This is a genomic window from Arthrobacter sp. 2YAF22_2, assembly GCF_052114645.1.
Classification (GTDB): domain Bacteria; phylum Actinomycetota; class Actinomycetes; order Actinomycetales; family Micrococcaceae; genus Arthrobacter.
The window spans coordinates 1-9375 of sequence record NZ_JBFRFD010000079.1; the positions used below are offsets into that span (position 1 = coordinate 1).

Here is a 9375-nt window from a genome sequence, read left to right on the forward strand (position 1 = left end):
GGGGCCTAAGCGGCGGCGCGGGCCAGCCTGCGGGTGGCGGAGTTCTTCCGCGCGGTGAGCAGCATGTCGGCGGTCAGCACCACGAGCGCGAGCCAGACGACGCCGAAGCCGATCCAGCGCTCGGTGGTCATCGCCTCCTTGAAGACGGCCAGCGCCACGATGAACTGCAGCACGGGGGCGAAATACTGCAAGAGGCCGATCGTCGTCATCGGCAGTCGGCGTGCGGAGGCTCCGAAGAACAGCAGCGGGACGGCGGTGATGACGCCGGACGCGAGAAGCAGCCAGAAGTGCCCGGCGCCGTTTGCGGTCAGCGTCGCGGCACCGCTCAGGGCCAAAACGATCATGGTGGTCCCGGCGAGCGGTGCGAGCACGACAGTTTCCACCGTGAGGCTGGTCAGCGCGTCCGCCCGCGGCCCCACCCGCTTCTTGAAGAAGCCGTAGAGGCCGAAACTGAACGCCAGGGTCAGCGCGATCCACGGGAGCTTGCCGTAGGAGAAGGACAGCACGCCCACGGCTACGAATCCGATGCCGACGGCGGCCCACTGCAGGGGGCGGAGTTTCTCCTTCAGGACAAAGACGCCCAGGAGCACCGACACCAGGGGGTTGATGAAATAGCCCAGGGACGTTTCGACGGCCTGGCCGGTCGTCACGCCGTAGGTATAGGTCAGCCAGTTGACCGCGATCAATCCGGCGGCGATGGCCAGCGGGCCGATCACGGTGCGGTTCCGGAACGCGGCCCCCAGCACCCGCCACGAACGGRTGACGGTGATCAGCAGGGCACAGAACAACAGGGACCAGATGACGCGGTTGGCCACAATTTCGACGGCACTGGCGGGCGCCAATACGAAGAAGTACAGCGGCAGCAGCCCCCACAGCCCGTAGGCGCCGACGCCGAACAGTACGCCCGCCGTCGTCTCCTTATCCACCGCTTTGAGTCCGGGGGCATTGCCAGCGGGTCGGGCCGGGGTCGCGCCCGCCGGGGAGGTCAGTGTGGCGGGAGCGGGGGCGGGGGAACCGTCGGTGTTTGGCACAAGATCAATAACACCACCGTTCGTGCGGGTATTCCGGCCGGTAAGCGCCGCCCGGCGCCGCCCGGCGCCTGCGATCTCCATCACGCCAGGCTCCACCGAGGCGCGGGGGACATTTAGAATAGGGGACTGTGCGCTGTATTCACCGGCGCACCCGTCAAGACTCAGAAGGGCTCCCGGTGTCCACCTCGGCCGAAACGTCGCCTCAAAGAACATCCAAACGTCCGCTCCGCGTCGCAATCGTCGGCGCGGGACCGGCCGGCGTCTACGCCGCGGACATCCTGACCAAGTCCAATGAGGTCAAGGACGGCGACTTTGAGGTCAGCATCGACCTGTTCGAGGCGTACCCGGCGCCTTACGGCCTGATCCGCTACGGGGTGGCCCCGGACCACCCGCGGATCAAGGGGATCGTCAACGCCCTGCACAAGGTCCTGGACCGCGGCGACATCCGTTTCCTCGGCAATGTCAGCTACGGCCGGGACCTGACCCTGCACGATTTCCGGGCCTTCTACGACGCCGTCATCTTCGCCACCGGCGCCATCAAGGACGCGGACCTGGACATCCCGGGCATCGGGCTGGAGGGCTCTTTCGGCGGCGCCGATTTCGTCTCCTGGTATGACGGCCATCCGGATGTGCCGCGTGACTGGCCGTTGGAGGCCAAGGAGATCGCGGTGATTGGCAACGGCAACGTCGCCCTGGACGTGGCGCGGATGCTGGTCAAGCACGCCGATGAACTGCTCGCCACCGAGATCCCGGACAACGTCTACCAGGCTCTCAAGAACTCTCCCGTCACGGATGTCCATGTCTTCGGCCGCCGCGGGCCGGCGCAGGTGAAATTCACCCCGCTGGAACTGCGCGAGCTCAGCCACGCGAAGGACGTGGACATCGTCCTCTACCCGGAGGACTTCGAGTTCGACGACGCCTCAGACGAGGCTATCCGCACGAACAACCAGATCAAGACCATGGTGAACACGCTGGGCAACTGGCTGGTCGAAGAGCACGCCGAGGCTGAGCAGCCGTCCTCCCGGCGCCTGCACCTGCACTTCCTGCACAGCCCGGTCGAGATCTACGACGACGGCGCCCACCCGGGCAAGGTGTCGGGCATCAAGTTCGAGCGCACCGAGCTCGACGGCACCGGCAACGTCAAAGGCACAGGCCAGTTCGTCGACTACCCGGTCCAGGCCGTTTACCGCGCCATCGGGTACCACGGCTCCGCGTTGGACGAGCTGGAGTACGATGCCCGGCGCGGGGTCATCCCCAATGAGGGCGGCCGCGTGCTCGACGCGGGGGGCAACCCGGTGCCCGGCATCTACGCCACCGGCTGGATCAAGCGCGGCCCGGTCGGACTCATCGGCCACACCAAGGGCGATGCCCTGGAAACGATCGGTTTCCTGCTGGAGGACCGGTTGACCCTTCCGCCGGCCCGGAACCCGGACCCGCAGGCGATCATCGAGCTGCTTGAACAGCGCGGCGTCGAATACACCACTTGGGAGGGCTGGAACAAGCTGGATGCGCACGAGTTGGCCCTCGGCGCGGCGTGGTCCGCCGGCGGCGCGGCGGACGGCGTCGTACGTGAACGCATCAAGGTCGTCCCGCGGGACGAAATGATCCGGATTTCCCGGGGCTGACTAGCCGGACGCGCATCCTCTGGCGGGGCTCCCGCCCGCCCCCTAGACTCGTGGGACGACGCCGACTGCGGCATGCCGTCGCGCTGACGAAGGCGTCAATCAGGTGGGAGATTCAATGCGGAATCCGGTCGAGCAGGACGCCCCGCGCGGTTCCGGCCCCGGCATGAGCGCGGAGCTGCTCCAGCGGTATGCCCGCGCAGGGCATGAGCAGCTCGGCGGCCTCGGCCTGGACGGGGAGCAGCTGACCGGGCTGCGCAGCCTGATCCGGGAATCCTGGCAGCGCTCGGCGCAACTGCACGCCAACCCGGATAACCCCGAGGCCCCGCTGGCGATGGACCGCGAGGAAATCGAAGAATACCGCCGGCAGCATCCGCTCGCCGCGATCATGCCCGTGATCCACAAACTACTCGTGCTGCCCAGTTACGACAGCGGCATGCTGGTGGCCGTGGGGGACGAGGTGGGCCGGCTGCTGTGGGTCGAGGGGGATCCCGTCATGCAGCGCCGCGCCGAAGGGATGATGTTCGTCCCGGGCGCCGACTGGTCCGAGGCGACCGTGGGCACGAGCGCCCCGGGCACCGCGCTGGCCCTGGGCCGCGGCATCCAGATCGCCGGCGCCGAACACTACAAGCGGTCGGTGCACCCCTGGAGCTGCACGGCCGTACCGTTCCACGATCCGGACTCCGGCGCCCTCCTGGGCGTCGTGGACATCACCGGCACCGAATCCGCCGTCGCGCCCCACACCCTGTCCCTCGTCGAGGCGACCGTCGCCGCCGCCCAGGCCCACCTGCGGGTGGAGCGGCTGCAGCGCGCCGCCGCCCGGCAGGGCCCGCCGGTCCGACGCCGAGCCTCGCCGGACGCCGGCGGTAAGGGGTTCGCCGGCAAGGCCACGTCCGCCGGTCCRCGCGCCGTGACGGCGTCCAGCCTCTACCGCAACAGCCTGCAACTGCTCGGCCGCGACCAGGCGGTGCTGAGCCTGGACGGACGCACCGTCACCCTCTCCGCCCGGCACAGCGAAATCCTGGCCCTGCTCGGCGCGCATCCGGAAGGGCTCAGCGCCGAGGAGCTCAGCGCGCTGCTCTACCCGGGCAGCGGCTCCACTATGACGCTGCGCGCCGAGATGGTGCGGCTGCGCAGGGTCCTGCAGCAGCTCAACCCACAAGCGGTCCCGGCGTCACGGCCCTACCGGCTGCCCGTGGACCTGGCGCCCGACTCCGGCCAGGTGCTCAGCTGCCTGCAGCGCGGCGCGCACCGGATCGCCCTCGAAATCTACCGCGGCGCCGTCCTGCCGCGCTCCGAAGCGCCCGGCATCGTCGAACTCCGCCGCCGCCTGTCCGCCCTGCTGCGTGAGGCCGTCCTGACCGACGGCAGTGCCGAGTCGCTGCTGCGGTACGCGGAGCTGCCCGAAGCGCGGGACGACGTCGTCGTCCGCACTGCCGCCCTGAAGCTGCTGCCGCCGCGTTCGCCGAAGCGGGCCGCCGTCGTCGCGGACATCGAACGGCTGGAAGCGGAGCTCAGCGCCTGAGTCCGCCGCGGCGGATTTGGGCCCACGCCTGCCGGGTTCCCTGGCCGAGCTTGCGAGGTTAGGGGGCAGGCGGGGAGGTTGCAACCTGCTTGCAACCTCCCCGCTCCTAGGCTGGTGCCAGCGGCAGCCGCAGGGATCACGGCCGCTCCCGCATTAATCCTGCATACCAATCTTGCACAGCAAAGGAGCTGCAATGACTGTCTACGCACAGCCCGGTACTGAAGGCTCGAAGGTCACTTTCAAGGACCGCTACGAGAACTGGATCGGCGGCGAGTGGGTGGCCCCGGTCAAGGGCCAGTACTTCGAGAACATCACGCCGGTGACGGGCAAGGCCTTCTGCGAGGTCGCCCGCGGCACCGCCGAGGACATTGAACTGGCCCTGGACGCCGCCCACAAGGTCGCCCCGTCCTGGGGCAAGACCTCCGTCGCCGAGCGCGCCGCCATCCTGAACAAGATCGCCGACCGGATCGACGAGAACACCGAGCTGCTGGCCGTCGCCGAGTCCTGGGACAACGGCAAGCCGATCCGCGAAACCCTCAACGCGGACATTCCGCTCGCCGCGGACCACTTCCGCTACTTCGCGTCCGCCGTCCGTGCCCAGGAAGGACGGCTGTCCCAGCTCGACGACGACACCACCGCCTACCACTACCACGAGCCGCTCGGCGTCGTCGGCCAGATCATCCCGTGGAACTTCCCGATCCTGATGGCCGTCTGGAAGCTGGCCCCCGCGCTCGCCGCCGGCAACGCCGTGGTGCTCAAGCCGGCCGAGCAGACCCCGTCCTCGATCCTGGTGCTGATGGAACTGATCAGCGACCTGCTGCCCGCGGGCGTCATCAACGTCGTGAACGGCTTCGGCGTCGAGGCCGGCAAGCCGCTCGCCTCCAGCCCCCGGATCCGCAAGATCGCCTTCACCGGCGAGACCACCACCGGCCGCCTGATCAGCCAGTACGCCAGCCAGAACCTGATCCCGGTGACGCTGGAACTGGGCGGCAAGAGCCCCAACATCTTCTTCAACGACGTCGCGGACAACAACGACGCGTTCTACGACAAGGCACTGGAAGGCTTCACGCTCTTCGCCTTCAACCAGGGTGAAGTCTGCACCTGCCCGTCGCGTGCCCTCGTCCAGGAGGGCATCTACGACTCCTTCATGGCCGACGCGCTGGCCCGCACCCAGAAGATCATCCAGGGCAACCCGCTGGACACCGACACCCAGCTCGGCGCCCAGGCCTCCAATGACCAGCTCGAAAAGATCCTCTCCTACATGGACATCGGAAAGCAGGAAGGCGCCAAGGCACTCACCGGCGGTGCCCGCGCCGAACTGTCCGGCGACCTCGCCGGCGGCTACTACGTCCAGCCCACCATCTTCGAGGGCCACAACAAGATGCGGATCTTCCAGGAGGAGATCTTCGGCCCGGTGGTCTCCGTGACCCGCTTCAGCGACTACAGCGACGCCATGGGCATCGCAAATGACACCCTGTACGGCCTCGGCGCCGGTGTCTGGTCCCGCAATGGCAACGTGGCGTACCGCGCCGGCCGCGAGATCCAAGCGGGTCGGGTGTGGGTCAACAACTACCACGCGTACCCGGCCGGGGCGGCGTTCGGCGGYTACAAGTCCTCCGGCATCGGCCGCGAGAACCACGCCATGATGYTGGACCACTACCAGCAGACCAAGAACCTGCTGGTCAGCTACAACGAGAACAAGCTCGGCTTCTTCTAAGCCGCCGCAGCGGGGCGGACCGGTCGGTCCGCCCCGCACGACCGATACCACCGACCCAGGAGAAGCCCCGATGTCCCAGACCAGGCTTGACGCCGCCGTGACACTGGCCGGCGAGGACTTTTCCCGGGTGGCGCTCACCCCCGAGGCTGTGGAGCTGCTTCGCACGCTCTGGCGGCAGCACGGTCCGCTGATGTTTCATCAGTCCGGCGGATGCTGCGACGGTTCCTCGCCCATGTGCTACCCGGCGGGGGAGTTCCTTACCGGCGACTCGGACGTACTGCTGGGCCTGTTCGATATTTCGGACGGGCTGCAGCCGCAGCCGCTGGAATTCTGGATGTCCAAGGAGCAGTTCAACTACTGGAGCCACACCCACCTGACCGTCGACGTCGTACCAGGCCGGGGGAGCGGGTTCTCGGTCGAGGCGCCCGAGGGGAAGCGTTTCCTGATCCGCTCGACCCTGATGGATTGGCCCGTCTAAGCGGTCCGAGCGGCCCCGACGGTCCCGCGGTACCCGCCGCAACGTCTCACGATGTGAGATAAATATGGCCGTCCAGTGGATGGACACTACTCTTAATAGGTCTGTTTTCCATCCAGTTACCGAGATTTTGGACTTAGCCATGAACCTTTTCCGGACCAAATCCATCGAGCAGTCGATTGCCGACGCCGATGAGCCTGGGCGGAGACTGAAACGCTCGCTCAGCACCTGGGACCTGATGATCATGGGAGTCGCCGTCGCCGTCGGCGCCGGGATCTTCTCGGTCGGCGCCAAAGCCGCCGCGAATTTCTCCGGCCCGGCCGTGACCGTCTCCTTCGCGATCGCAGCGGTCACCTGCGCGCTGGCGATCATGTGCTATGCCGAGTTCGCCACCGCCATCCCCGTGGCCGGCTCCGCCTACGTCTTCACCTATGCCACCATGGGCGAGGTGCTCGCCTGGATCATCGGCTGGAACCTCATCCTTGAGCTCTTCACCGCCGCCGCCGTGATCGCCAAGTACTGGGGCATCTACCTCAGCAAGGTCTTTGCACTGATGGGCCTGGACGTTCCGCCGGCCCTCTCCGTGGGCGGTATCGAGCTCTACTGGGGCGCYTTCCTSATTGTCGCSGTSTTCACCGTGCTGCTGGTGCTGGGGACAAAGCTGTCCGCCCGCGTCGGCAACGTCTTCACGCTGATCAAGATCGCCGTCGTGCTCTTCGTTATCGTGGTCGGCTTCAGTTACGTGAAGTTCGAGAACTACACGCCGTTCGTCCCCGCCTCCGAGCCCACCGGCGGCACGGGCGCCACGGACGTGCTGAAGCAGTCCTTCTTCGGCTTCCTCACCGGCGCGGCCCCGGCGCAGTACGGCACCCTGGGCATCTTCGCCGGCGCCGCCCTCGTGTTCTTCGCCTTCATCGGCTTCGACGTCGTCGCCACCTCCGCGGAGGAGGTCAAGAACCCGCAGAAGACGCTGCCGCGCGGCATCTTCGGCGGCCTGGCGATCGTCACGGTGCTCTACATCCTGGTCTCGCTCGCGCTCACCGGCATGGTCTCCTATACCAAGCTGGCCGAGGCGAAGAACCCGACCCTGACCACCGCCTTCGAGGCGGTGGGGAACACCGACGCCGCCAAAGTGATCGCGTTCGGCTCCCTGGTAGGCCTGACCACGGTGATCATGGTGCTGCTGATGGGCCTCTCACGCGTGGTCATGGCGATGAGCCGCGACGGCCTGTTGCCGCGTTCGCTGTCCAAGACCTCGACCATCCGGGCCACCCCGGCACGCCTGCAGATCATTTGTGGCACGGCTGTCGCTGTGGTCGCCGGGCTCACCAACGTGGACCTGCTCGAGGAAATGATCAACATCGGCACGCTGTCCGCATTCGTGATGGTCAGCCTCGGCATCCTGGTGCTGCGCAAGAAGCGCCCGGACCTGAAGCCGGCCTTCCGCGTGCCGTTCGGCAAGGTGCTGCCGGTCGTGTCGGCCGCGCTGTGCCTKTACCTGATGACCAACCTGGCTGTGGAGACCTGGATCTTCTTTGCCATCTGGCTGGTCATCGGCATCGCCATCTACTTCGCCTACGGCCAGCGCCACTCCCGCCTCAACGAGAAATTCGCCGAGGCCAAGGCCGCCGTCAACGGCACGCCCGCCTCGCCGGCCGAAAAGGATGAGCGGGCGCTCACCCGCTCGTAGGCGCACCACCTCAACACCTGCACGCCGCAGTTCAGCGCGGGGTCACTCATGGCCCGTCCGGCATCTCCGGATGGGCCATGCGTGACCCCGCGTTCCTTTGTGCCGGGCGCCTGGCGTGCCGCTGGAGCCTGCCGCCGCGACCGTCTCAGAGCCGTAACAATGCATTCGATGTGGTGGAACTCACAACATCTTCGACTAGGATTGAATTTGAACTTCTGTTCGAAAGGCGAACAGTCCGGGCTTGGGGGGGGCTTTGACGCTCCCATGCCAATGCGCACATAGGAGTGACCATGAAAAGTCGTATTATCACGGTGCTGGCGGCCGCCTCCGTCCTGGCCCTCTCGGCCTGCGGCAGCGGATCGCCCAGCTCCACCGGCGGCGGCAGCGCATCCGCCGGCGCCAGCGGCGGCGGCGACCTGACCAAGGTCAGCGTCGGCGTCATCCCGATCGTGGACTGCGCCCCGATCTACTTAGGCAACAAGCAGGGCTTCTTCAAGGACGAAGGACTCCAGCTCGACATCCAGACGGCCAGCGGCGGAGCCGCGATCGTCCCCGGCGTCGTCAGCGGCAGCTTTGACTTCGCCTTCTCCAACCTGATCTCCGTGATGGTCGCGAAGGACAAGGGCCTGGACCTGAAGTTCGTGGCCAACGGTGCCTCGACCACTGGTGAGGAGGGCAAGGATGTCGGCGGCGTCGTCGTTCCCGCCGGATCGAGCATCAAGTCCGCAAAGGACCTCGCCGGCAAGACGGTCTCGGTGAACAACCTCTCCAACATCGGTGACACCACCATCAAGCACGCTATCGAAAAGGAYGGCGGTGACCCCTCGACGGTAAAATTTGTCGAGGTGGCCTTCCCGGACGCGCCCGCTGCCCTGGCCAACAAGCAGGTCGACGCAGCCTGGATCCTGGAGCCGTTCATGTCCAAGGCCGTGGGCGCCGGCGGAACCGTCGTCGACTGGAACTTCGTGGACATGAGCCCGAAGCTGGATATCGCCGGCTACTTCACCAAGTCGGACACCATCAAGAACAAGCCCGAGCTGACGCAGAAGTTCACCCGGGCCATGAACAAGTCCCTCGAGTATGCCCAGGCCCACCCGCAGGAAGTCCGTGACATCGTGGGAACCTACACCAAGATCGACGAGGCCGCCCGATCCAAGATGACGTTGACGCACTGGACCGTCGACTTCAACAAGGACGCATTCAAGACCCTCGGCGACGCCGCCACCAAGTACGGCACGCTGTCGAAGGCTCCGAACGCCGGCGATCTGCTCCCGTGAGTTCCAACGCCCTGGCCTCCGGCGGTCCCGTCCCCAGC

Annotated in this window: 7 protein-coding genes; 6 read left to right on the forward strand and 1 reads right to left on the reverse strand. The window is 66.8% G+C overall.

Features of this window, described 5'->3' with window-relative positions; genetic code table 11:
* Positions 1-5: 5 nt before the first annotated feature.
* Positions 6-1112, reverse strand: coding sequence for an EamA family transporter RarD (gene rarD / locus AB4Y86_RS05205; protein ID WP_441400724.1), 1107 nt, complete (start codon positions 1110-1112; stop codon positions 6-8).
* A 95-nt stretch (positions 1113-1207) separates the two neighbouring features.
* On the opposite strand from rarD, the gene AB4Y86_RS05210 reads away from it, so the two are divergent.
* From AB4Y86_RS05210 to AB4Y86_RS05235, 6 genes are all read left to right on the forward strand, one after another.
* A complete protein-coding gene (locus AB4Y86_RS05210) occupies positions 1208-2656 on the forward strand; it encodes an FAD-dependent oxidoreductase (protein ID WP_441400714.1) in 1449 nt (482 codons plus the stop codon).
* A 115-nt stretch (positions 2657-2771) separates the two neighbouring features.
* Positions 2772-4178, forward strand: coding sequence for a GAF domain-containing protein (locus AB4Y86_RS05215; RefSeq protein WP_441400726.1), 1407 nt, complete (start codon positions 2772-2774; stop codon positions 4176-4178).
* Between the two features lie 193 nt (positions 4179-4371).
* Positions 4372-5895 (forward strand): acetaldehyde dehydrogenase ExaC, encoded by a 1524-nt coding sequence (gene exaC, locus AB4Y86_RS05220; RefSeq protein WP_441400716.1) that lies wholly within the window; start codon positions 4372-4374, stop codon positions 5893-5895.
* A 70-nt stretch (positions 5896-5965) separates the two neighbouring features.
* On the forward strand, positions 5966-6373 hold the full coding sequence (locus AB4Y86_RS05225) for a DUF779 domain-containing protein (protein WP_441400718.1): 408 nt from the start codon (positions 5966-5968) through the stop codon (positions 6371-6373).
* Positions 6374-6512: 139 nt separating this feature from the next.
* A complete protein-coding gene (locus AB4Y86_RS05230; RefSeq protein ID WP_441400720.1) occupies positions 6513-8060 on the forward strand; it encodes an amino acid permease in 1548 nt (515 codons plus the stop codon).
* Between the two features lie 290 nt (positions 8061-8350).
* On the forward strand, positions 8351-9337 hold the full coding sequence (locus AB4Y86_RS05235) for an ABC transporter substrate-binding protein (RefSeq protein ID WP_441400722.1): 987 nt from the start codon (positions 8351-8353) through the stop codon (positions 9335-9337).
* The last annotated feature ends 38 nt before the right edge of the window (positions 9338-9375 follow it).

Coding starts and splice junctions, on each gene's coding strand:
- AB4Y86_RS05225 (WP_441400718.1), top strand. CDS start 5,966: ATGTCCCAGACCAGGCTTGACGCCGCCGTGACACTGGCCGGCGAGGAC.